Genomic DNA, 22,890 nt, shown 5'->3' on the forward strand with positions numbered 1-22,890 from the left:
GCCGTCGATCTGAACAGTGACCTCGTTCGGATCGTGGGTATGTCCCGGTAGGGCATCTTCTCGCCATGTTTCCATGCGTACGCACAACCCCCCACGTCAGGATTCGGGTGCGCGCACGGCGGCCCCGGGCGCCCGCCGTCCGGACCGGGCCCCTACCCGATCCGAGCGCCCCCTCTATCACATTGCGCCCGGGGCGATGAATGTAGCGAACGGAGTGTCAGGTATTTCTTTCAGTCAATTTTTCTCATCATGATGAGTGCATCTTTGGCCGGAACCCAGCCATTCTCGGGCTTCACCAGCCACCCTTCGGCGGCGGAAAGCTCCGCGGCGGCGGTCCGCACCGCAGTAACACCAGGGTGAATCAGCCCCTTTCGCCACACCAGTGACACGGGCGAGAGCGGCACAGGGTCAACCAGCGGCCGCAGCTCCGCGCCCGGCATGGCCGGAAAGTCCACGACGACCAGGGCCGGATTTCGTTTCTTCGCCATGATCCGCCCGAACTCCTCGGGCCCCACGGCGAGTGGCGCGGGAGCCGCGACACCGATGCCGCGCCCCTCGAAGAGCCGGTGCGCGAGGTCGGTCCACTCCAGGGTCCGGGGGTTGCCCGCCCCCGCGTACACGGTCTCTCCGGAGAGCGCGTCCAGCGGCACGGCGTCGAGTGCGGTGAGCGGGTGGCCGTAGGGCAGCAGCACCGCCATCGGCTCGTACCGCACGGGCTGATGGGCGAGCCCGGCCCGCAGCGCCGGGTCGAGTCCGGCGTACCGCCCGAAGGACATGTCCAGCCGCCCGGCGATCATCTCGGCGGCGGCGCCGGTGAGGCCGCTCTCGAAGCGGGCCATCAGCTCGCACTCCGGGGCGAGTTCGCGGGCCCGCTCCAGGATCCGCCCGAAGACGAGCCCGGGGCTGTTCAGATCGACCAGCAGTGGCCGGGCGGCGCCCGTGAACGCCGCGAGCAGTTCGTCCTGCGCCTCCAGGACCCTTCGCGCGTACGGAAGGAGCCGCTCGCCGTCGGCGGTGAGCGCGACCTGCCGTGTCGTACGTGAGAACAGCTCGGCACCCAACTCCCGCTCCAGGCGCCGCACATCACGGCTCAGCGCCTGCTGTGCGACGTACAGCCGGGCGGCGGCCCTGGTGAAGTGCTGCTCTTCGGAGACGGCGATGAACGCGCGCAGCAGACGCGGGTCCACGTCGCGGGGCAGGGCGGGTCCTTCGGCGGGGCGTATGCCGGGCTCTGCGGTCACCGCTGGAACCTACAACGCGATCACCGCCGGAACTTACAACGCGATCACCGCCGGAACTCACAACGCGGTCACCGTCGGCACTCACAACGCGGTCACCGTCGGCACTCACAACCAGGGTGCGTGAATCGGCACCCAGAAGGTGTTGGACCCCGCCGATCACCGGCGGCGAGCCTGAGAGACATGCCCCGCGACAAACCCCGCAACCCCTACGCCCGTCTCTTCGCGATACCCGGCGCCACCGCCTTCACCATCGGCAACCTCATCGCCCGCCTCCCCATGGGCATGTTCAGCGTGAGCGCCGTCATCATGATCTCCGGCGCCCGCGGCTCGTACGCGTTGGCCGGTGCCGTCACCGCGACCGGCCTCGCGGCGACCGCCGTCGTGGCGCCCTGGACGGCGCGGCTCGTCGACCGGCACGGGCAGGCGCGCGTCGCCGTGCCCGCCACCGCGGTCGCCGCGCTCGGCTCGCTCTCGCTGCTGCTCTGCGTGCGGTACGGAGCCCCCGACTGGACGCTCTTCGCGTCGTACGCCGCCACGGCCACGACCCCCAACACGGGTGGCATGTCCCGCGCCCGCTGGGCGTATCTCCTCAAGGGCGACACCGCGGCCGTGCACACGGCCAACTCCTTCGAGCAGGCCGCCGACGAGCTCTGCTTCATGCTCGGCCCTGTCCTCGCGGCCTTCCTCTGCGGCTCGCTCTTCCCGCAGGCGGGCACGTTGATCGGCGTGGCGCTGCTGCTGACCGGCGTGCTCCTCTTCGCCGCCCAGCGCGCGACGGAACCCCCTCCCCAAGGACGTACGGACTTCTCCGCCGAGGCGAAGTCACCCCTCCGCGCGCGCGGGATGCCCGCTCTGCTGGTCGTCTTCCTCGCCACGGGTGCCGTCTTCGGCTCCCTGGAGGTCGTCACGATCGCCTACGCCGACGCGCAAGGGCACAAGGCGGCCGCGGGCGCGATCCTCGCCCTCCAGGCCGCGGGTTCCTGCGCGGCGGGCCTCGTCTACGGGGCGGCGAAACCGCGCGGGCCGCTGGTGCGCCAACACCTGTTGTGCGGCGCGGCGATGGCGGCCCTGATGACGCTGCCGCTGCTCGCGGTGACGGTCACGGGTTCGCTGATCGCCCTCTCCGGAGCCCTGCTCGTCGCGGGGATGGCGACGGCGCCCACGATGGTCACCGGAATGACGCTGGTCCAGCACCGCACCCCCGAGGGGCGGCTCAACGAAGGCATGACCCTCGCCGTGACCGGCCTCCTCGGGGGCATCGCATGCGGCGCGGCGGGCGGCGGCTGGGCGGTGGAGCGCCTGGGCCCCGCCGCGGGCTACTGGGTGCCGGTCGCCGCCGCCGGTCTCGCCCTGCTGCTCAGCAGCGCGCAGGCTTGCGCCACGAGCACTCCACGTCGCCGTCCCGCTCGGTCGCCGCACGTGTCGAACGGGGCATGACGGGCACGGCCTTGTCCTGCGTTGACGACGCGAGGGTCACCACGATCGCGTCCTCCAGTGCCTTCACGGAGGGGGCCAGGTGATTGTTGAGGATGATGCTGAACACCAGCTCGCGGCCGCTCCTGTCCGTCACGTAACCCGACAGCGCGGACGCTCCCGTCAGCGTCCCTGTCTTGGCGTGGACGTTGAGCGCCGCCGGGGTCCCGCACATCCGTGAGCGCAGCGTGCCGCCGACGGACTTGCCCGGGGCGCAGGCCACCGGCAGGGACGCGTACCAGTCGGCGAACCACGGCTCTCCCTTCGCCGAGCGGAGCAGCTCGATGTACTGGTCCGCCGGCGCGTTGTCCTTGCGGGAGAGCCCGGAACCGTCGACCTGGCGCAGCTTGCCCGGGTCGACACCGGCGGTCTTCAGATAGCCGCCGATCGCGGCGATGCCGTCGCGCCAACTCCCCGGCCTGCCGGTCGCCTTGTGGCCCATCGCCTTGGTCAGGGACTCCGCGTGCATGTTGTTGGACAGCTTCATGAAGGGGACCATGAGGTCCTTGAGCTTCATGGAGTCGTGCGAGGCGAGCCGCCGCGCGCCCTTGGGTGTGGCGGTCCCGGTCCTGGTGGGCCCGCTCACCTGCACGCCGTGCGCGGCGAGCGCGTCCCGGAAGAGGGCGGCCGCGTACCCGGTCGGCTCCCAGACGGTGACCCACTCCTTGGTGGTGGTCCCGCCGACGGGGACCGTGCCGCTGACGGTGATGGTGTTCTTGCCGTGCTGCCGCTCCACGGCGATGGTGTCGGCGCCGCCGGAAGCGACGGTGGTCGCCCGCAGGTCGATGTCCACGTAGTCGGTCTCCGGTGTCACGCCGACGCGCGGCGCGTCCCCCGCCTCCGCCCCGGGCGCCACCTCGACGATGACCGTCCCGGTGTCGTAGTCCGTGTCGGGCGCGGCGCTCAGGGCGCTGATCTGCGCCGCGTAGTACGCGGACTCGTCGTCGGCGCTCCAGGTGTCGCCGACGCGCTCGGCGTCGAAGCGGGTGTCGTCGGCGATCAGCCGCCCGTGGACCCACCGGACCCCCGAGTCGGCGATCTCCTCGGCGAGCCGGTCGTAGTCCTCGGCGAGCGTCGTCGGATCGCCCGTGCCGCGCAGATACAGGTTCCCGCGCAGGACGGGGCCCCGCCGCACGCCGTCGGAGAGTACGTCGGTGGTGAACCGGTGGTCGGGCCCCAGGAGCTCCATGGCGGCGGCCGAGGTGAGCAGCTTGGTGTTGGAGGCGGGCATGAGGCGCCCGCTGGGCCGGTGCCGGTAGAGGACGTCACCGGACGCGGCGTCGGCGACGACCACACTGGCCACGCCGCCCTCCATGCGGGGGTCGCCGAGGATGGTGTCGATGGCTTCGGGCAGCCCCGACCGGGCGGAGTCCGCCCCGGCCGGGCCGCCGACGGAGAGGGTGGCCGCCGCCACACCGAGCACGGCGGGCCAGATCCAGTGGCGCATACGGTGGTTGACGCGTCTCACGGGTCTACTCATGACCCTGGAGCATCCCGGACCGCGCCGCCTCGCGACAGACCCCACTCCGGCGGGGTACGGAAAAAGCCCATACGGAAATACGGAAAAAGCCCCCTGGCCTGGGGCCAGAGGGCTTCGTCCTCACATGGGAATTGTGGAGATGGCGGGAATCGAACCCGCGTCCAACGGTGCAGAATCAGGGCTTCTCCGAGCGCAGTTCGCTACGATTTTCTCGGCCCCGGAGATCTCGCGAACAAGTCTCCGACGGGCCCAGCCACTGTTTGATTTCCCACCGAACCCCGTGACCGGGCTCGGCGGTTTAGTTCCCTAGATTATGCCAGGGTCCGGGTCGGGAACACCCCCGGGCTGACACCCATTAAGGGTCCTTCAGTCGCTACTTAATTAAGCAGCGAGGGCGAAGGACTGGGAATCGCTCTTGGAATTGGCGATTATTGGTTGCGACATATGGTTTACGAGATCATTGCCGCTTCCTCGGCTCGCTTCCCCTGCTTCGACATCCGCTGTCGAAACCGATCATCCCCATGTTGATTTTTCAAGGTGGATCTTTCGATCCGGGCGCCCCGTCATCAGCGGGGCAAGACCCATCGTACGTGACCAACGCACGACGGTGCCAGCCTATTCCCGAGGGACCCGCCGGAGGCTAGGCGATGCCCTGCCGGCGGCGCACCTCCGAGATCGCGCGGCTCGTCTCCCTCGTGTCCTGCTTCTCGCGGAGCGTCTGCCGCTTGTCGTACTCCTTCTTGCCCTTGGCCAGCGCGATTTCGACCTTGACCCGGCTGTCCTTGAAGTACAGGGCGAGGGGCACGATCGTGTGACCCGTCTCCTGCGACTTGGAGTCCAGCTTGTCGATCTCCGCGCGGTGCAGCAGCAGCTTGCGCTTCCGCGTGGCGGAGTGGTTGGTCCAGGTGCCCTGCACGTACTCCGGGACGTGGATGTTGTGCAGCCACGCCTCGCCGCCGTCGATGTGCACGAAGCCGTCCACCAGGGAGGCCCTGCCCATGCGCAGCGACTTGACCTCGGTGCCCATCAGCACCAGGCCGCACTCGTAGGTGTCCAGGATGTGGTAGTCGTGCCGCGCCTTCTTGTTCTGCGCGACCATCTTCCGGGCGGGGGCCTTCTCGCTGGCCTTCGCGGCCTTGCGCTTAACCTTTTCCTTAGCCATAGTGCGGCCATTTTCGCACTACGAGGGGGGTCCGAGGCCAGTCAATACTGTCTCGGCCCTGGCCTCGGCCCCGTCCCCCACCTCAAGGTCCGGGGTGATGCCCCGCCCGTCGACGGTCCGGCCCGACGGGGTGCGGTAGTGGCCGACGGTCAGCTCGGCGACGGAGCCGTCGGGGAGGCGGCTCGGCATCTGGACCGAGCCCTTGCCGAAGGTCCTGGAGCCCACGACGACCGCGCGGCCGCGGTCCTGGAGGGCGCCCGTGAGGAGCTCGGCCGCGCTCATGGTGCCGCCGTCGACCAGCGTGACCACCGGACGGTGGACGTCGCCGCCCCGCTCGGCGTGCAGGGCCTTCTGCTCGCCCCGGACGTCGTACGTGGCCACGAGGCCGCCGTCGACCAGCGCGGACGAGGCGGTGACCGCCTCCGACACCAGGCCACCGGAGTTCCCGCGCAGGTCCAGCAGGATGCCGGCGCCCCGGGGGGCCTTGCGCACCGCGGACCGCACGGCCTCCCCCGAGCCCTTGGTGAACGCGGCGACCTTGATCATGACGGCGCCGCCGGGCAGCTCGGTGACGGTGACGGAGTCCGTGGAGAGGCGGGCCCTGCGCAGGGTCTCGCTCCACGCGCGCGTGGAGCGCGTCAGACCCAGGCGGACCGGCGTACCGGCGCGGTCGCCGCGCAGCAGGGCGACGACCTCCGTGACGGGGCGGCCGGTGACACGCTCGCCGTCGATGGTGCGCAGCCGGTCGCCCTCGCGGATCCCGGCGCGGTCGGCGGGCCCGTCCCGCTGGACCCGGGAGACCTCGATACGCCCGTCGGCCCCGCGCCGGGCCCACAGTCCGACGCCGGTGTACGCGCCGTCGAGGGCCTGCTCGAACTCCTCGTACTCCCCGTGCGAGTACACCGACCCCCAGCGGTCCCCGCTGCGGCTGACGGCCTCCTCGGCGGCCTTCTTCGCGGACTTGCCGTCGGCCATGGCCTCGGCGGCGGCCTGGGCGGCCTCCTCGGCGGTGCCGGCGTCGCCCGCCGACAGGGCCGCGGCGTCCGAACGTAACGAAGGAGAAGGCGTTTTCCGGCCGTCGCCCGCCGCGTCGCTCCAGGAGCCGGTGGCTGCCCCGGTGGCGAGGACGCTCGCGAAGACCAATGTCAGGGCCGCCCCGCGGCGTACGCTGCGGGGCGTTGAGAACCGATCGGCGAGCCGGTCGAGGCCTGACATGACGGTGAGTCTAGGACAACGAGAAGCGCCGTACGGTTGGTTGAACCGTACGGCGCCCTGGGACGACAGGGGTACTTGTCACACCTTGAGGTACTTGCGCAAGGCGAAGAACGCGGCGAGCGCGGGCATCAGAAGGCCGATCGCGAGCACCAGCGGCAGCTTCGCGAGGACGGCGTCCCAGCCGATGAAGTTGATGAGGTTGATCTTCTCGGCGAGCGCGAGACCGTGGTCGATCATGAAGTAGCGCCCCACGAGCAGCATTCCGCAGGCCAGGCCGCCGCCGATGAGGCCGGCGACAGCGGCCTCCATGATGAACGGCATCTGGATGTAGAAGCTGGACGCGCCGACAAGGCGCATGATGCCGGTCTCCCGCCTGCGGCTGAACGCCGAGACGCGCACCGTGTTGACGATCAGCATCAGCGCGACGACGAGCATCAGCGCCATCACCGCGAGCGCCGCCCAGTTCATGCCGTTGAGGAGCCCGAAGAGGTTGTCCAGATAGCCCTTCTGGTCCTGCACGGACTGCACACCGTCACGCCCGGAGAAGGCGGTCGCGACGACCTGGTACTTCTCCGGGTCCTTCAGCTTGATGCGGTACGACTCCTGCATCTGGTCCGGCGTGAGGGAGCTGGACAGCGGGGAGTCGCCGAACTGCTCCTTGTAGTGCTTGTACGCCTCGTCCGCGGACTCGTGCGTGACCTTGTCCACGACCGGCATCTTCTTCAGCTCGCCGAGGAGCTGATCCTTCTGCTCGTTCGTGACGGCGCCCTTGGCGCACTTGGGGTCCTGTTCGGCGTCGGCCTTGTTGCACAGGAAGACCGAGACGTTGACCTTGTCGTACCAGTAGCCCTTCATCGTGCTCACCTGGTCGCGCATGAGCAGCGAACCGCCGAAAAGGGCGAGCGAAAGCGCTACGGAGACGATGACCGCGAAAGTCATCGTGAGATTGCGGCGGAGACCTACGCCGATCTCCGACAGGACGAACTGGGCGCGCATGGCGGCCTTTCAATGGCTCAGGTGGAACAGGTGAATCAGATGGAACAAATCAGTGCTGGTAGCCGTAGACGCCGCGCGACTGGTCGCGCACGAGACGGCCCTTCTCCAGCTCGATGACCCGCTTGCGCATCTGGTCCACGATCTGCTGGTCGTGGGTGGCCATCACGACGGTGGTGCCGGTCCGGTTGATCCGGTCGAGCAGTTTCATGATGCCGACGGAGGTCTGCGGGTCGAGGTTGCCGGTCGGCTCGTCGGCGATGAGGAGCTTGGGACGGTTGACGAACGCGCGCGCGATCGCCACTCGTTGCTGCTCACCACCGGAGAGCTCGCCGGGCATCCGGTCCTCCTTGCCGCCGAGGCCCACGAGATCGAGGACCTGGGGCACGGACTTGCGGATCTCGCCGCGGGACTTGCCGATGACCTCCTGCGCGAAGGCGACGTTCTCGGCGACGGTCTTGTTGGGCAGGAGGCGGAAGTCCTGGAAGACGGTGCCCAACTGGCGTCGCATGTGCGGCACCTTGAAGTTGGACAGGCGCGCGAGGTCCTTGCCCAGGACGTGCACCTGGCCGTGGCTGGTGCGCTCCTCACGCAGGACCAGCCGCAGGAAGGTGGACTTTCCGGAGCCGGAGGAGCCCACCAGGAAGACGAACTCGCCCTTTTCGATCTCCAGGGAGACGTCCCTGAGCGCGGGGCGGGTCTGCTTGGGGTAGGCCTTGGAGACGTTGTCGAAACGGATCACGGATGCACCACGGGTTGCCGGGGGTAGGTGTGCGTGACCCTACGCGAAGCCGGTACGCGAGCGCAGTCGGCGTCCGGAGTTGCGCGATTTGTCGCGCGAGTGCCGGGTACGGAACGTGTCGAAACCGTCGCCGGACGGCGGGCCGCGCCGAAATCCGCGGAAGCTGGCACAGTGGTAAGGGGAACGATTGGGTTCCCCGTAGCGTTGGGCAGGCTGAGACTGTGCGGGAGGAGAAGCGCATGACCCTGGATCGGTTGGTATGCGCGAACTGCGCAGCGCCCGTGAGTGAAGGCCGCTGCCCCGTGTGCCGGGCCAGTCGCGAGCGCATGCAGCAGCAGGAGGGGCCCTTCGCGGGCCTCAATCCCGCGGCACTGATAGCACTGCTCGTGGTGCTGATCGCGGCGGTCGCGCTGCTGGCGCACCAGTCCGCGTAGGGACTCGGCGCGGGAGCGGCACCGACGAAACCATGAAGAAGGGCCCGGAGCTGCGGAAGCTCTGGGCCCTTCTTGATGCGGTGGCTACGTACGTCGCGTACGTGCCGTACATCTCATTACGTCCGCACGTCCGCAGGTGTTCCGTACGTACGTCAGCGCCTCGATCAAGCGATCAGGCAGTGGCGCCGCGGTTGCCGACGAGGCGCGGCAGGATGCGGAAGCCGATGCCGCCGGCGATCATCGTGGCGGCGCCGATCACCAGGAAGGTGGTCTCGGCGGCGCCGGTCTCGGCGAGCTCGCCCTTGTCGCCCTTGTTGCCGCCCTGCTCGACCGGCTTGGAGCCGGTGTCGGTCAGGCTGTCCTTGCCCTGGCCCTGCTCGACGGGGTTGGAGCCGCCGTCGGGGTTGGTGTCGTTGCCACCGCCGTTGCCACCGCCGCCGTTTCCGTTGCCGTTTCCGCCGCCGTTGCCACCGCCGTTCCCGTTGTTGTCCGGGCCGTTCGGGTCGCCCGGGTCCGAGGTGGGCTTGCCCGGGTCGGTCGGGTCGGAGGTGGGCGGGTCCGTGGGGTCCGGCTCCGGCGGCTCGCCCGGCTCCGTCGGCTCCCCGGTCGGCTCCGGCGGATCGTCCGTCGGCTCCTGGGTCGGGATGCCCGGGTCGTCCGGCGGGGGCGGGTCGTCGTTCGGCACGTCCACGTCGACACCGACGCCGCTGTCGTCCGCGTGGGCGCCGACACCGACAGGGCCGAGGTCCACGCCGACATCGAGGGCCGAGGCGGCGCCCGCGGCGGTCAGCGAGGCACCGGCGGCGATCACCGCACCGGCGGCTATTCGCGCGACACGAATCCGTGTCCTTTTGGTCATCTGGTTGCTACCCCCAGTAGCTGAAGCGTCAGTGAGGCAGCGTCCGGGGCGGCGTACGAACAGGGGCGGTCGATCGGCCCCCACAGATCCCACGCACCCCAGGAATACGCATACCGCGCGCTAGCCTTTCCACTTTTCACAGCAGCGTCAAGGTCGTTGCGCGTGCGATGTCCGATATCGGGGCAGTTGACCGTCGTAGGGAGATGTGACTGTGACGTAAAAGGCAACTGCCGCCTCTTCGGCGACAGTTGCCTTGTCGATAAAGCCGCTCAGGGCGGTTTTTACTTCTCCTGCTGCTTGCGCCAGCGAATTCCGGCTTCCAGGAAACCGTCGATCTCGCCGTTGAAGACGGACTCGGGATTGCCGACCTCGAACTCCGTACGCAGGTCCTTGACCATTTGGTACGGGTGCAGGACGTACGAACGCATCTGGTTGCCCCAGGAGTTGCCGCCGTCGCCCTTGAGGGCGTTCATCTTCGCCTGCTCCTCCTGGCGGCGGCGCTCGAGGAGCTTCGCCTGGAGGACGTTCATCGCGGTCGCCTTGTTCTGGATCTGCGAGCGCTCGTTCTGACAGGAGACGACGATGCCGGTCGACAGGTGGGTCAGGCGGACCGCGGAGTCGGTGGTGTTGACGCCCTGACCGCCGGGGCCCGAGGAGCGGTACACGTCGATGCGCAGCTCGCTCTCGTCGATCTCGATGTGGTCGGTCTGCTCGACCACCGGGAGGATCTCGACACCGGCGAAGGAGGTCTGGCGGCGACCCTGATTGTCGAACGGCGAGATGCGGACCAGGCGGTGGGTGCCCTGCTCGACGGAGAGCGTGCCGTACGCGTACGGGACCTGGACGGCGAAGGTGGTCGACTTGATGCCGGCCTCTTCCGCGTACGAGGTTTCGTAGAGCTCCGTCTTGTATCCGTGCCGCTCCGCCCAGCGCAGGTACATCCGCTGGAGCTTCTCGGTGAAGTCGGAGGCATCGACGCCGCCGGCCTCTGCGCGGATGGTGACGAGGGCCTCACGGGCGTCGTACTCCCCGGAGAGGAGGGTCCTGACCTCCATCTCGTCCAGCGCCTTCTTGACGGACGTGAGCTCGGACTCCGCCTCGGCGCGGGTGTCCGAGTCGTCCTCCTCCTCGGCCATCTCGAACAGCACGCTGAGGTCGTCGATGCGCCCGCGCAGGGCCTCGGCCTTCCTGACCTCCGCCTGGAGGTGGCTCAGCTTGCTGGTGATCTTCTGCGCCGCTTCCGGGTCGTCCCAGAGGGACGGCGCGGCCGCCTGCTCCTCGAGCACGGCGATATCGGCCCTCATCTTGTCGAGGTCCAGGACGGCCTCGATCGACTCCATGGTCGAGGAGAGGGACTTGAGCTCTTCGGATACATCGACGACTGCCACGCCCTCCAGCCTAACGGCTGCGGCAAGTGTCGTATCCCGGGGCGGGGCCCCTGCGGGGTCCCTGCGGGGCGGGGGCGGGTCTCTGCGGGGCGGGGGCGGGTCTCTGCGGGGCGGGGCCTTCTCCCAGCGGGGCCGAGGCGCGGCTGCCCTCCGGGCGGGGGTGGGCCTTCCCTGCGGGTGAGGGTGGCTTCCCTCTCCCGCCGCTTCGCGGCGGATGTCTCCCACCCACCCGCCCGTTCGCCCCGCGTCGCGCGGTGGATGTAGGAGCCAGGCGGGCGGGTGGGTGGGAGACACCCCGCCGCGAAGCGGCCGGGGGACCACCCACGCGCAGGCCGGTGAAAGCCGTGCGGAAGCCCAGCGGGCTGCCCCGGCAGGACCATGCCTGGGAAACGGGCGGGTGGGTGGGAGACATCCCGGCGCGAAGCGGCGGGGGACCGTCCACCCGCGGGTCCATGCCGGGGCGTGGGGTCAGGGGGTCGGTGGGGAGGAGTTGCCCGTGTGGGGCGGGGGGGCGTCGGATGATGTGGCTGCCCATGTGCCCACTCCCGCCGCCGCCACCAGGACCACCGCCGCCACACCCAGCGTGATCCGGCGCCGCCGCGCCGAGGCCCGGTGCTTCGCGGAGCCGGGCCGGGCCGCCCCGGAGGCGCGCGGGGCGCGGGCCGTGCCGCGGGCCCCGCCGGCCAGCTCGTCGGGGCCCGGCACCCGCATCGAGGTGTGCGTGTCGCGGTTGGAGTCGGCGGACGCCGGGCCCGGCACCAGGGGAACGGCGCCCCGCCGGGGAGCGGCCTCGCGCGGTTCGGGCGCCGAGTCCTCGTACGCCTCCTCGGCCGGCGAAGACTCCGCGTCCGGTTCGTCGACGTCCAGCGGCGGCATCCCCGCGACAAGCGGCAGCAGCTCCCGCAGGCGCACCGCCAGCTCGGAGGCGCGCAGCCGCGAGGCGGGGGCCTTGGCGAGGCACTGGACGAGGAGCTGCCAGAGCTCCTCGGGGATGCCGGGGAGCGGCACCACCGTCTCGGTGACGTGGCGCCGCAGGACCGCCCCTGGATGCCCGCCACCGAAGGGAGTGAAGCCCGCGAGAAGCTCGTACAGGACGGTCGCGAGGGCGTAGATGTCGACGGCCGCGCGTGGCGGCAGGCCCTCGATGATCTCGGGGGCCAGATAGTCGGGGGTCCCGATGATCTTCGTGGCGCGGGTCCGGCGCGGCGAGTCGATCAGCTTGGCGACGCCGAAGTCGGTGAGCAGGGCCGGGTGCGCGCCGCCGGGGCCGAGCGGGCCCTGCATGTCCAGGAGGACGTTCTCGGGCTTGACGTCACGGTGGACGATGCCCGCGGAGTGCGCGGCGGCGAGGCCGTCGGCGACGTCCGCGACGATGGCGACGGCGGCCTCGGGGGCCATGCGCCGCTCACGGTCGAGGCGGGTGCGCAGGTCCGTACCGCGTACGAGGTCCATGACCAGGGCCAGGTCGTTGCCGTCGACCACGAGGTCGTGGACGCCCACCACGCGCGCGTGGTCGAGGCTGAGCAGCGCCGTGCGTTCCTGGACGAAGCGGCCGACGAGTTCCTGGTCGGACGCCAGGTCCTCGCGCAGCAGCTTGATGGCGACGGGGCCTTCGGGTCCCTCGCCGAGCCACACCGTGCCGGCGCTGCCACGGCCCAGGATCTGGTGGGCGGTGTACCGGCTGCCGATCTTGCGCGTCAAGACTGCTCCTACGGATGCGTGTTGGCGACAAAACTACGCGGCCTTGCCGCCAACCTTCACTCCGGGAGCAGAAATCACTCTGCCGATGTCGACATATCGCTCCGGTCGCCCTGCGGCCGGTTGCCGGTCAGTCGACGGTCAGTTGCCGCCCAGCTTTCCTATCCAGCCGCTGACCGTGTCGTACCAGTCCGTCAGCTGCTCCCAGTAGCCCTTCGTCGTGCCGATCCAGTCCTGGAGCGGGCTGAACTCCCACACCAGCCAGCTCGCCACGAAGAGGATGACGATCGTGAACAGGCATCCCTTGAGGCAGCCGAGACCCGGGATCTTCATCGGGTTGGCGCTGCGCTGACGCGGCTGGCGCGGCTCCCGTGGCGGACGCGGCTCGCGCGCGGGGCGCGGGGCGGGCTGCTGGGGCGGCGGCGCCTGCGGAGGCGCGGCGTACTGCTGGGGCTGGTGCTGCGGCTGGTACGGCTGTGGCGCGGGGGCGTGGTGCTGCGGGCGCTGCCCGCGGGGCTGCTGCGGCGCGTACTGCTGGGGGCGCTGCTGCGGCTGCGGCTGCTGCTGCGGGCGGGCCACCTGGCGCTGGGGGCGGCGGCGCAGCGGGTCCTCGCTGGGGTCCAGGTACGACTGGACCTGCGTCTGTTCGTTGCGGTCGCGGGCCGCGCGCATCTGGTTCTGCCAGGGGTGCGGCTCGTTCGGGTCGGCCCCGGGGGCGCCCGGCGGGACCGGCGGCATGACCGCGGTCGGGTCGGCGGCGGCGCCGCCGTGCGGCAGGACGGATGTCGGGTCCGCGTCACCGAAGCCCTGGCCGTGGCCCTGACCCGGGCCGCCAGTGTTCTGCATGACGCTGGTCGCCGCGTTCGGGTCGTAAGAGCCCGCGTTGCTCGGCAGGACCTGCGTGGGGTCGGCGGCGCCCGGGGCGTCCGGCACGGGGGCCGGCGACGGGTCCGGCATGAGCAGCGCGCCCACGCCCTCGGCGGCGGCGATCTGCGCGGGCGTGGAGTGCACGCCGACGCCCTCGGCGACGGCCCGCAGGGCGCGCGCGAGGTTCTCGGCGCTGGGGCGGCGGTCCGGGTTCTTGTCCAGGCAGCGCTCGATGACCGTCCACAGCGGGTCGGGGACGGTCGAGGGGCGGCGCGGCTCGGCGCTGAGGTGCTGGTGCAGGACTTCGAGGGCCGAGCCCCCGGCGAACGGCGGACGGCCGGTGACCAGCTCGTACAGCAGGATGCCCGCGCCGTAGATGTCGACGGCGCTGGTCTGGGGGCGGCCCTCGGCGGACTCCGGCGCGACGTACGCGGGCGTGCCGACGAATTCCTGGGTGCGGGTCAGGCCCGGCGAGTCGGCGAGGCGCGCGATGCCGAAGTCGGTGAGCATCGGGTGCATGCCCTCGGCGTCCTGCTTGAGCAGGACGTTCGCGGGCTTCAGGTCGCGGTGCACGACGCCGTCGGCGTGGCTCGCGGCGAGCGCGTCGGCGATCTGGGCGGTCAGCAGGGCCGCCGCGACCGGCGTGAACGGGCCGTTCTCGCGCAGATAGCGGTGCAGGTCCGGGCCGTCGATCAGGTCCATGACCAGGGCGAGGAGGTCGCCCTCGACGACCAGGTCGCGCGTTCTGACGATGTTCTCGTGGGTCAGCCTGAGCAGGACGGACCGCTCCCTGAGGAAGCGCATCACGACGTCCGCGTCGTTGGCGAGCTCTTCCTTGAGGACCTTGATCGCTACCATCTCGCCGGGCTGGCCGGGGACGGCCGCCTCGGCACCCGCGGTCTCCCGCTGGCGGGCTCGCCAGACGGTGCCCGTGGCGCCGCGCCCGAGCGGCTCCTCGAGCAGGTACTTGCTGCCTACCGGCCGCACGTCATGCGCTCCCTGCTGATCTGGCTGGTCCCGTCCGGACGCTGGTCCTGTCCGGGGGTCTGAGATGTTCCGACCCACTGTAGTGCTGCCGAACGGGGCGCCGGCCGATCCGATTCCGTCCGGCCCGTTCCTTCCGGATTCCTTCCGGAATTCCCTTCGGAATCCCGCCGGAATCCTGCCCACCCTTCCCGGTCGCCGTCCGGGAGGAAGACGCCCACCCGTGGCCCTTGGTTGCCGCGGAGTTCCGGATTCGGTCTTCCGCCGCGGAAGCCCGCACATATCCCCAACGGTCCAAGCAGGCACTTTTCCGAGCAGAGCCGACCATTCAAGATCACTTACCGGTGGCCGCCGGGCGTGTTGTCAGTGGCAGGTGCGAGGATGCATCCCGTACTGGCCGACGTGCCCGTGTGCGGTGGGGGGAATCACAGCGCGAGTCCCCGTGCCGGGTGCCCAGCGCAGAAGGGACCGCTGACGGCGATGCAGATCCGGCTGACCGTCCTCGGGCCGCGCAGCGGCCAGACCGAGCGGCAAGGCCGCCCCCCGGTGGCGACCGGGGTTCACGGCGCCTGTGACGTCCTGGTCACCGCGCCCGCCGGGACCGCCCTCGCCGCGGTGGCCTCCGGCCTCGCCACGGCCGTGGCGGGCAGCGAGAGCCCCCTCGTGCTGTACGCGGGCCCGGAGCGCCTCGACGCCCAGCGGTGCACGCTCGGCGAACCCCCCTTGATCGACGGCGCGGTGCTCTCCCTGGGCGCACCGGCCGAGCCCGGGCCCGAACCGTCCGGTGCCGCCGCCCAGTTGCACGTGGTGGCCGGTCCCGACGCGGGCGGCGTCCATCTCCTGCACGGCGGCCAGATCCGGGTCGGCCGCTCCGCCGAGGCGGACGTCCCGCTGGACGACCCCGATGTCTCCCGGCTGCACTGCGCGGTCACCCTCGCCCCGGACGGCCGCGTCACGGTCACGGACCTCGGCTCGACGAACGGCACATCCGTGGACGGCAGGGAGGTCACCGACCGCCCGGTGCCGCTCCCCCCCGGCTCGCTGCTGCGGATCGGCGAGTCCGCGCTCCGTCTGACGGACGGCGGCCTCGGCACGGCCTCCGGCGCGGGCGGGGCTCTGGCCACGGCCCCGGACGGTGAGGGGCACGTGCGCGTGCGGGCCGCCGCGACCCCGCAGCCCGCGTTCCTCGCACCCTCACGCGCCCCGGAGGGAAGCAGTCATCACGCGTACGGCTCGGCGGACTGGGGAGCCGCGGGGGGCGACGCCCCTCACCGGCCGACCGGGTCCCACGGCACGCACGGGACGCACGGGACTTCAGGTACGTACGAAACGTACGAGAGGTACCAGGCGTACGGGACCGCGGAGACGTACCGCAGCGGTCAGGCGGCGTACGGCCAGGGCGGCGGTGATCCGGGCGTCGTGCCGTCCCAGGGCGGCGCGCCCGACGCCGAGCGCACGCGCCTCGGCACACCGCCGCGCGGTACGACGGTGCCGCGCGCTCTGCGCAAGCGAGGCGGCCTCTCGGCCTGGGCCCGTCGGCTTACCGGGGGCCGGGACAGCGGGCAGGACCAGGGCGCGTACGAGGAGTATGAGACGTACGACGGTGACGAGGGCGACGGCGTCGGCGGCCCCGCAGCACCGGAGCCCACCCCGGAGGAGCTCGCCGTGGCCGCCGCCGCCCGCACCCCCGAATCGTGGCCGGATCCCGCCGCCCTGCTGCTCGCGGCGCTCGGTCCCGGCCCCCGCCTCTGGGAGCGCGGCCCCGGTCACCCGGAGGCCCTCGCGGTGCGGCTCGGCACGGTCGACCGGGCGGTCCCCGACGACCAGGGGCTGCTGCCCGCCGTGCCCGTCACCGTGAGCCTGCGGGAGGCGGGCGCGCTGGGCCTCGCCGGGCCCCGGGAGCGGCTGACCGGCCTGGCCAGGGCCGTCGTCGCGCAGCTCGCCGCGCTGCACTCCCCCGACTGCCTGGAGATCGTGCTGATCAGCACGGACCGCGCGCGCACCACCGCGGAGCGGACCGCCGAGTGGGCCTGGCTCGGCTGGCTCCCCCATCTGCGGCCCACGCACGGCCAGGACTGCCGGCTCCTCCTCGCCTACGACCGCGATCAGGCGGCGGCGCGCACGGACGAGCTGATCCGCCGCCTGGACGACCGCATCGCCGACGGCGCCGACGCGCGCGCCGGGGAGCCCGGTCCCGGGCGGACGGGTCTCGCGGAGCCCGGATCACGCACGGTCGTCGTCGTCGACGGCGATCCCGGGTCGGCCGGGCTGCGCGAGGCCGCGGTCCGGCTCGCCGGTGAGGGTGCGCGGGCCGGTATCCACGTCGTGTGCCTCGCCGAGACCGCGGCCGCGTCGCCCGCGTCGCCTGTCCTTGACACGTACGAGGCGGCCTGTGCCGTCTCGCCCGCCTTCCGCGCGTGTGGCGCCGTCGCGCTGCTCAGCGGTGATGTGGCGACCGCGCTGCGGCTGATGCGGACGGCGGGCGGGCGCCCCGCGGGGCACGGCACGGTCGCCGCCGTGGACGCGGTGTCGGCGGCCTGGGCCGAGCGGTTCGCGCGGGCGCTGGCGCCCCTGCGGACGGACGGCACGGCCGGCGAGGGGCACGCGCGCGTGTCCGCGCCGCTGCCCCAAGCGGCGAGGCTTCTGGACGAGTTGGGGCTCGCCCGGGCCACGCCCGCCTCGCTGATGGCGCGGTGGGCCGCGGCGGCGGACGACCCCGAGGCGCTCGGCGGGCGCGCGGTCGCGGTGCTCGGCGCGGGGCCGCGCGGGCCCGTCGTCGCGGACCTCGCCGCCGACGGGCCGCATCTGCTGGCCGAGGGCCCCGCGGGCAGCGGGCGCACGGAGCTGCTGCGTTCCGTCGCCGCGTCCCTGGCCGCCGCCGAGCGGCCCGACCGGCTCGCCATCGTGCTCGTCGACGGACGGGACAGCGGGGGCGGCGGCGCGGGGCGGCAGGGCGCGGGGCTCGGGGTCTGCACCGACCTGCCGCATGTCACCACGCACTTGGTGGCCAACGACCCGGTGCGGATGCGGGAGTTCGCGCAGTCGCTTGCCGCCGAGCTGAAGCGGCGGGCCGAGCTGCTCGGCAGGCTCGGGTTCGCCGAGTGGCACACGCGGCGGGAGGTCTCGGGGCGGATGGTGGCGCAGCGGTCGCCGTCGTCCTCGGGGGCGTCCGCCGCTTCCGGGCCAGATGGTTCTTCCGTGCCCGCCCAGGCGGGCGACGGCGACCTCGATCCGCCGCCCAGCGCCACGATGCGGCTGCGGCCCGCGGCGGCGCGGCAGCGGGCCGAGCCGGGGCCTCCGCTGCCCCGGCTCGTGGTGCTCGTCGACGACTTCGACGCGCTGCTCTCGCCCGCCCTCGGCTCTCCGGGGCGGCCCGCGGCCGGGTCGGTCGTCCGTGCCCTGGAGGCGGTCGCGCGGGACGGCGAGCGGCTCGGCGTGCATCTCGTGGCGGCCACCGGGCGCAGCGAGCGGATGCCGGAGACCGAGCTGGGGCAGCGGGCCTCGCTGCGGGTGGTCCTCGACGCGGTGACGTCCGGGCCGGAGGAGCCGGCGCCGGGCCGGGGCGAGCTGCGTTCCCCGGACGGCCGGGCCACCCCCTTCCAGGCGGGGCGGGTCACCGGGCGGATCCCCCGTACGGCGACGCTGCGGCCCACGGTCGTGCCGCTGGAGTGGGAGCGGATGGGCGACCCGCCCGCCCGGCGTCCCGTACGGGAGCTGGGGAACGGCCCGACCGACCTGGCCCTGCTCGCCAGCGCCCTGGAGCGGGCGGCGCGCTCGGTCTCGGCGGACCAGGTGCCGTCCCTCCTGTAGCGGCGAGCCTCAGGGCACGCGTCCGCCCACAAGCGGCCCGGTCAGCGGATCGTCGCCCCGTACACCCGCTCCACCCTCATCGTGATCAGCACGCGTCGCTCGGCGACCATCACCGCGCGGTACTCGTCCCAGTCCGGGTGCTCGCCGGCGGCGTCGCGGTAGTACCGCACCAGGGCGTCGACCTCGGGCCCGTGCGGGTCGGAGCCCGGGCCGGTGAGGGTGACCGTGCCCTCGGCGGTGGCCCAGGCCATGCCGTCCGGGTGGGTCACCTCCAGCGCGGTCCGTGCGTCGCGGCGCAGGTTCCTGATCTTGGCGGTGCCCTCGGTCGTCGACACCTGGAGGAGACCGGTGGCACGGTCGTACGACGGCATGACCGGGGAGAGCTGCGGGCGGCCGTCGGACTTGATCGTCGCCAGTACGCCGAGCCGGCTCCCTGCGAGCAGCGCGTGCGGGTCGAAGGAGTCGACAGAACCGGTGGTGTCCGCCGGGCCGGTGGAGCCCGCCGAGCCGGTGGAGTCCGCCGAGCCGGCCGAGCCGGTGGGTGCGTCAGTCATGTCCGGCCCAACCCCGCCCTTGATGGTGCCTATTCCCACCAGTGGTGTGACAAGGCCGGGCACGAGGTTTTGACCCCACGTCACAACGCCATCACGATCACCGAGTTGACAGCGCAGGCCATCTTGCCGCCCCTCCCCGCGCGGGCGTAGACCAGAGCGCACGGGACTCGCCAGGGAAGAGAACGGGGCAGTGATGCGCAGCACTCTTCGTACACGCAGGACACCGCTACATCGGCGTACGACCGCCAGAATCGCCGCGGCCGTCGTCGCGGGGACGCTCGCGCTCACCGTCACCGCGTGCGGCGGAGACGACAAGGACGACGGGGAGAAGGGAGGCAAGGACGGAGGGAACGACACCGGGGCGGCGCTTCAACTGCCGAAGCTGGACGGGGAGACGGTCTCCGTGTCCGCCGTGTGGGGCGGTTCGGAGCGCAAGGTCTTCCTGAAGGTCCTCGACGAGTTCGAGAAGAGGACGGGCGCCAAGGTCTCCTTCGTACCGGCGCAGGACCCCATCATCAGCTTCCTGGAGTCGAAGGTGGCGGGCGGGCAGCCGCCGGACGTCGCGATGCTGCCGCAGGTCGGCGCGGTCGAGCAGGCCGTGGAGAACAAGTGGGCCAAGCCGGTCGGCGCCGAGGCGCAGAAGCAGCTCGACAAGAACTACGCGCAGGGGTGGCAGGACCTCGGCGCGGTCGACGGCAAGCAGTACGGCGTGTACTTCAAGGCCGCCAACAAGTCGCTGGTCTGGTACAACACGCTGGTCTTCGAGAACGCGGGTGTGAGCGAGCCCAAAACCTGGGACGACTTCATGAAGACGGCCCAGATGATCTACGACTCCGGGGTGGCGCCGGTGTCGGTCGCGGGCGCCGAGGCGTGGACCCTCACGGACTGGTTCGAGAACATCTATCTCTCGCAGGCGGGCCCGGAGAAGTACGACCAGCTCGCCCAGCACAAGATCAAGTGGACGGACCCGTCCGTCAAGGACGCGCTGACCACGCTCGGCGAGCTGTTCGGGAAGAAGGGCTTCGTGGCGGGCGGCGCGGACGGTGCGCTGCAGACCGAGTTCCCGGCGTCCGTGAAGCAGACCTTCAAGGGCGGCGACCAGCCCGAGGCGGGCATGGTCTTCGAGGGCGACATGGTCTCCCTGCCGATCTCCGAGACGAAGGCCAAGGTGGGCACCGACGCCAAGGTGTTCCCGTTCCCGGCCGTGGGCGACGAGTCCCCGGCCGTGGTCGCCGGTGACGCGGCCGTCGCGCTGAAGGACAGCAAGGGCGCCCAGGCGCTGCTGACCTATCTCGCCTCGCCGGACGCCGCGAAGATCTGGGCGGAGGCGGGCGGTTTCATCTCGCCGAACAAGAACCTGGACATGGCGGCGTACCCGAACGACGTGCAGCGCGACATCGCCAAGGCGCTCATCGCGGCCGGTGACGACATCCGCTTCGACATGTCCGACCAGGCCCCGCAGTCCTTCGGCGGCACGCCGGGCAAGGGCGAGTGGAAGGCGCTGCAGGACTTCCTGAAGAACCCGAAGGACGTCGAGGGGACACAGAAGACGCTGGAGACGGCCGCCGCCAAGGCCTACAAGGACTGACGCGATGGCGTCCGCGAACGCCGGGGGCAACGCGAAGGTGGCGCCCCCGGCCCCGACCCCGCGCAAGAGCGTGACCGGCACCCGCAAGACCGTGGCGGTGTTCTTCCTGCTGCCCGCCCTGGTGCTGCTCGGCGCGCTCGTCCTCTACCCCATCGGGTACTCGCTGTTCCGCAGCTTCTTCGACGAGTCGGGCGACTTCACGGCGTTCGGCAACTACAAGACGCTGTTCACGGACGACAGCATTCTGACCGCCATCAAGAACAACGCGATCTGGGTGGTCGTGGCACCCACCGTCGCGACCGCGCTCGGCCTGATCTTCGCCGTGCTGACCGAACGGGTGCGCTGGGGCACGGCGTTCAAGCTCGTCATCTTCATGCCGATGGCGATCTCGATGCTGGCCGCGGGCATCATCTTCCGGCTCGTGTACGAGTCCGACCCCGACCGGGGTGTCGCCAACGCCGTGGCGGTGAGCGTGCACGACACGTTCGCCGAGTCGTCGGCGTTCCCACAGGCGCATCCCAGCACGAAGTCGCCCCTGAAGAACGCGGGCGGGGGTGCCTTCGTCACCCGCGACCCGGTGAAGGCGGGCACGCCCGTGGTGCTGCCGCTGACCGGTGTGCCACCGAACGAGATGCCGGACGACGCGAAGGCCGCCAAGGCCGCGCGGGCCGACCCGGACCAGGTCACCGGCACGGCCTGGCAGGACTTCACGCGCGGCAGGGGCCGGGGCGAGGTCAACGCCCCGGACACCGCCGAGTTCGGCTACGCGGGCATCAAGGTCGAGGCCGTCAAGGACGGTGAGGTCGTGGCGTCCACCGAGGCGAAGGCGGACGGCACCTTCGCGCTGCCGAAGGAGGCGGACGGCGCCCAACTGCGCTTCCCCGCCTCCAACTTCCGCGAGCCGTACAACGGCGTGGAGTGGCTCGGCCCGTCCTTGATCACGCCGGCCGTGATCGGCTCGTACCTGTGGATGTGGGCCGGTTTCGCGATGGTCCTGATCGCGGCGGGCCTGGCGAGCGTGCCGCGGGAGCTCCTGGAGGCGGCACGGGTGGACGGCGCCAACGAGTGGCAGGTGTTCCGTCGTGTGACGGTGCCGCTGCTCGCCCCGGTCCTCGCGGTGGTGCTGGTCACGCTCATGATCAACGTACTGAAGATCTTCGACCTGGTCTTCGTGATCCCGCCGGGCTCGTCGAAGGACGACGCGAACGTGCTCGCGCTCCAGCTGTACAACTCGGCGTTCGGCGAGGGTGACATCGGCGTGGCCAGCGCCATCGCGATGCTTCTGTTCCTCCTGGTGATCCCGGTGATGCTGTTCAACATCCGGCGCATGCGGCGGGAGGCGGGGCGATGACGACCCAGACCGAGATCGTCAAGGCCAAGCGGTCCGTGGGCGGGCGCGTCGCCGCCGCGCTCGGTGGCACCGCGCTGCGCGTGTTCCTGGTGCTCGTTGGCCTCTTCTGGCTGGTGCCGACCATCGGGCTGCTGATCGGCTCGCTGCGCAGCTCCGCCGACATGAGCGAGAGCGGCTGGTGGAAGGTGTTCGGCGCGCCCTCGCAGATGACGCTGGACAACTACTCGAACCTCCTCAAGGACGAGACGATCACCGACTCGATCCTGTCCAGCGTCATGATCACCGTTCCGGCGACGCTGCTCGTCGTGATCCTCGGTTCGCTCGCCGGATACGCCTTCGCGTGGATGGACTTCCCGGGCCGCGACTGGTGGTTCATCGGCGTGGTCGGGCTGCTCGTCGTTCCCGTACAGGTGGCGCTGGTGCCGGTCTCCAAGCTCTTCGGCAAGATCGGCATCTTCGAGACGACGGTGGGCGTGGTCCTCTTCCACGTGGCGTTCGGCCTGCCGTTCGCGATCTTCCTCCTGCGGAACTTCTTCGCGGAGATCCCGCGCGAACTGCTGGAGGCGGCGCGGCTCGACGGGGCGGGCGAGCTGCGGCTCTTCCTGCGGGTCGTGATGCCGCTGGGGGCGCCCGCCATCGCCTCGCTCGGCATCTTCCAGTTCCTGTGGGTCTGGAACGACATGCTGATCGCGCTGATCTTCGCCGACTCGCAGAAGCCACCGATCACGGTGGCGCTCCAGCAGCAGGTGCGGTTCTTCGGCGACAACGTGCACATCCTGGCGCCCGGCGCGTTCATCTCCATGGTGATCCCGCTGGCCGTGTTCTTCGCGTTCCAGCGGCAGTTCGTGTCCGGTGTGATGGCGGGGGCGGTGAAGTAGGCCGGGGGTTCCGAATGTTCGTACGGTGATCGAGGCGGCCCGGATCCGGGCCGCCTCCTTCCGTGCGCCCGCCCCGGTGCCGCCGTCCCGCTCGTGGGCGGCACTGCTCCGAGCGGATCGATTCTGCTGGCCCGGGGAGGGAAACGGCCCGCGGTGCGCGGAGTACGGGGCTG

General features: G+C 71.4%; 17 protein-coding genes and 1 other RNA gene. 6 read left to right on the forward strand and 12 right to left on the reverse strand.

Annotated elements, in window-relative coordinates:
* Positions 1 to 230: 230 nt before the first annotated feature.
* A complete protein-coding gene (locus ACWDVB_RS03595; protein WP_451519273.1) occupies positions 231 to 1,241 on the reverse strand; it encodes a LysR family transcriptional regulator in 1,011 nt (336 codons plus the stop codon).
* A 180-nt stretch (positions 1,242 to 1,421) separates the two neighbouring features.
* On the opposite strand from ACWDVB_RS03595, the gene ACWDVB_RS03600 reads away from it, so the two are divergent.
* Complete coding sequence (locus ACWDVB_RS03600) at positions 1,422 to 2,678, forward strand: MFS transporter (RefSeq protein WP_451519272.1); 1,257 nt, start codon at positions 1,422 to 1,424, stop codon at positions 2,676 to 2,678.
* Here ACWDVB_RS03600 and dacB read toward each other — a convergent pair.
* The 6 genes from dacB to ftsE form a co-directional block, all read right to left on the reverse strand.
* The gene (dacB, locus tag ACWDVB_RS03605; protein ID WP_451519271.1) at positions 2,599 to 4,194 is read right to left on the reverse strand and encodes a D-alanyl-D-alanine carboxypeptidase/D-alanyl-D-alanine endopeptidase; all 1,596 of its coding nucleotides are present in this window, start codon (positions 4,192 to 4,194) and stop codon (positions 2,599 to 2,601) included. The genes ACWDVB_RS03600 and dacB overlap by 80 nt on opposite strands.
* A gap of 131 nt (positions 4,195 to 4,325) precedes the next feature.
* Positions 4,326 to 4,715: a transfer-messenger RNA gene (gene ssrA / locus ACWDVB_RS03610) on the reverse strand.
* Positions 4,716 to 4,834: 119 nt separating this feature from the next.
* On the reverse strand, positions 4,835 to 5,356 hold the full coding sequence (smpB, locus tag ACWDVB_RS03615; protein WP_451519270.1) for an SsrA-binding protein SmpB: 522 nt from the start codon (positions 5,354 to 5,356) through the stop codon (positions 4,835 to 4,837).
* Positions 5,357 to 5,374: 18 nt separating this feature from the next.
* Positions 5,375 to 6,571 carry a S41 family peptidase gene (locus tag ACWDVB_RS03620; RefSeq protein WP_451519269.1) on the reverse strand — a complete coding sequence of 399 codons (1,197 nt, stop codon included), beginning with the start codon at positions 6,569 to 6,571 and terminating at the stop codon, positions 5,375 to 5,377.
* A 78-nt stretch (positions 6,572 to 6,649) separates the two neighbouring features.
* Positions 6,650 to 7,567: a permease-like cell division protein FtsX gene (gene ftsX / locus ACWDVB_RS03625; protein WP_451519268.1), complete on the reverse strand. Its 918-nt coding sequence runs from the start codon at positions 7,565 to 7,567 to the stop codon at positions 6,650 to 6,652.
* Between the two features lie 49 nt (positions 7,568 to 7,616).
* Positions 7,617 to 8,306 (reverse strand): cell division ATP-binding protein FtsE, encoded by a 690-nt coding sequence (ftsE, locus tag ACWDVB_RS03630; protein ID WP_358584549.1) that lies wholly within the window; start codon positions 8,304 to 8,306, stop codon positions 7,617 to 7,619.
* A 239-nt stretch (positions 8,307 to 8,545) separates the two neighbouring features.
* Between ftsE and ACWDVB_RS03635 the strand changes: the two genes are divergently transcribed.
* The gene (locus ACWDVB_RS03635; RefSeq protein ID WP_451519267.1) at positions 8,546 to 8,740 is read left to right on the forward strand and encodes a hypothetical protein; all 195 of its coding nucleotides are present in this window, start codon (positions 8,546 to 8,548) and stop codon (positions 8,738 to 8,740) included.
* A gap of 172 nt (positions 8,741 to 8,912) precedes the next feature.
* On the opposite strand, the gene ACWDVB_RS03640 is transcribed toward ACWDVB_RS03635, so the two are convergent.
* The 4 genes from ACWDVB_RS03640 to ACWDVB_RS03655 all read right to left on the reverse strand — a co-directional run bounded on the left by ACWDVB_RS03640 (position 8,913) and on the right by ACWDVB_RS03655 (position 14,539).
* Entirely contained in the window at positions 8,913 to 9,599 is a 687-nt protein-coding gene (locus tag ACWDVB_RS03640) for a hypothetical protein (protein WP_451519266.1), read from the reverse strand.
* A gap of 281 nt (positions 9,600 to 9,880) precedes the next feature.
* Positions 9,881 to 10,987 carry a peptide chain release factor 2 gene (gene prfB / locus ACWDVB_RS03645; protein ID WP_451519265.1) on the reverse strand — a complete coding sequence of 369 codons (1,107 nt, stop codon included), beginning with the start codon at positions 10,985 to 10,987 and terminating at the stop codon, positions 9,881 to 9,883.
* A gap of 468 nt (positions 10,988 to 11,455) precedes the next feature.
* Positions 11,456 to 12,688 (reverse strand): serine/threonine-protein kinase, encoded by a 1,233-nt coding sequence (locus tag ACWDVB_RS03650; protein WP_451517802.1) that lies wholly within the window; start codon positions 12,686 to 12,688, stop codon positions 11,456 to 11,458.
* A 138-nt stretch (positions 12,689 to 12,826) separates the two neighbouring features.
* The gene (locus tag ACWDVB_RS03655; protein ID WP_451517801.1) at positions 12,827 to 14,539 is read right to left on the reverse strand and encodes a serine/threonine-protein kinase; all 1,713 of its coding nucleotides are present in this window, start codon (positions 14,537 to 14,539) and stop codon (positions 12,827 to 12,829) included.
* Between the two features lie 477 nt (positions 14,540 to 15,016).
* Between ACWDVB_RS03655 and ACWDVB_RS03660 the strand changes: the two genes are divergently transcribed.
* On the forward strand, positions 15,017 to 18,346 hold the full coding sequence (locus ACWDVB_RS03660) for an FHA domain-containing protein (RefSeq protein ID WP_451517800.1): 3,330 nt from the start codon (positions 15,017 to 15,019) through the stop codon (positions 18,344 to 18,346).
* A 41-nt stretch (positions 18,347 to 18,387) separates the two neighbouring features.
* Here ACWDVB_RS03660 and ACWDVB_RS03665 read toward each other — a convergent pair whose 3' ends face one another.
* A complete protein-coding gene (locus tag ACWDVB_RS03665; RefSeq protein WP_451517799.1) occupies positions 18,388 to 18,900 on the reverse strand; it encodes a PPOX class F420-dependent oxidoreductase in 513 nt (170 codons plus the stop codon).
* A 193-nt stretch (positions 18,901 to 19,093) separates the two neighbouring features.
* Here ACWDVB_RS03665 and ACWDVB_RS03670 point away from each other — a divergent pair, with 193 nt between their 5' ends.
* The 3 genes from ACWDVB_RS03670 (at position 19,094) to ACWDVB_RS03680 (ending at position 22,717) form a co-directional block, all read left to right on the forward strand.
* Entirely contained in the window at positions 19,094 to 20,488 is a 1,395-nt protein-coding gene (locus ACWDVB_RS03670) for an ABC transporter substrate-binding protein (RefSeq protein ID WP_451517798.1), read from the forward strand.
* Between the two features lie 70 nt (positions 20,489 to 20,558).
* Positions 20,559 to 21,839, forward strand: a complete 1,281-nt coding sequence (locus ACWDVB_RS03675) for a carbohydrate ABC transporter permease (protein ID WP_451517807.1) — start codon at positions 20,559 to 20,561, stop codon at positions 21,837 to 21,839.
* Positions 21,836 to 22,717 carry a carbohydrate ABC transporter permease gene (locus tag ACWDVB_RS03680; RefSeq protein WP_451517797.1) on the forward strand — a complete coding sequence of 294 codons (882 nt, stop codon included), beginning with the start codon at positions 21,836 to 21,838 and terminating at the stop codon, positions 22,715 to 22,717. The genes ACWDVB_RS03675 and ACWDVB_RS03680 overlap by 4 nt, the downstream gene beginning before the upstream one ends.
* The last annotated feature ends 173 nt before the right edge of the window (positions 22,718 to 22,890 follow it).

The sequence above is a fragment of the Streptomyces sp. NPDC003379 genome, assembly GCF_053589195.1.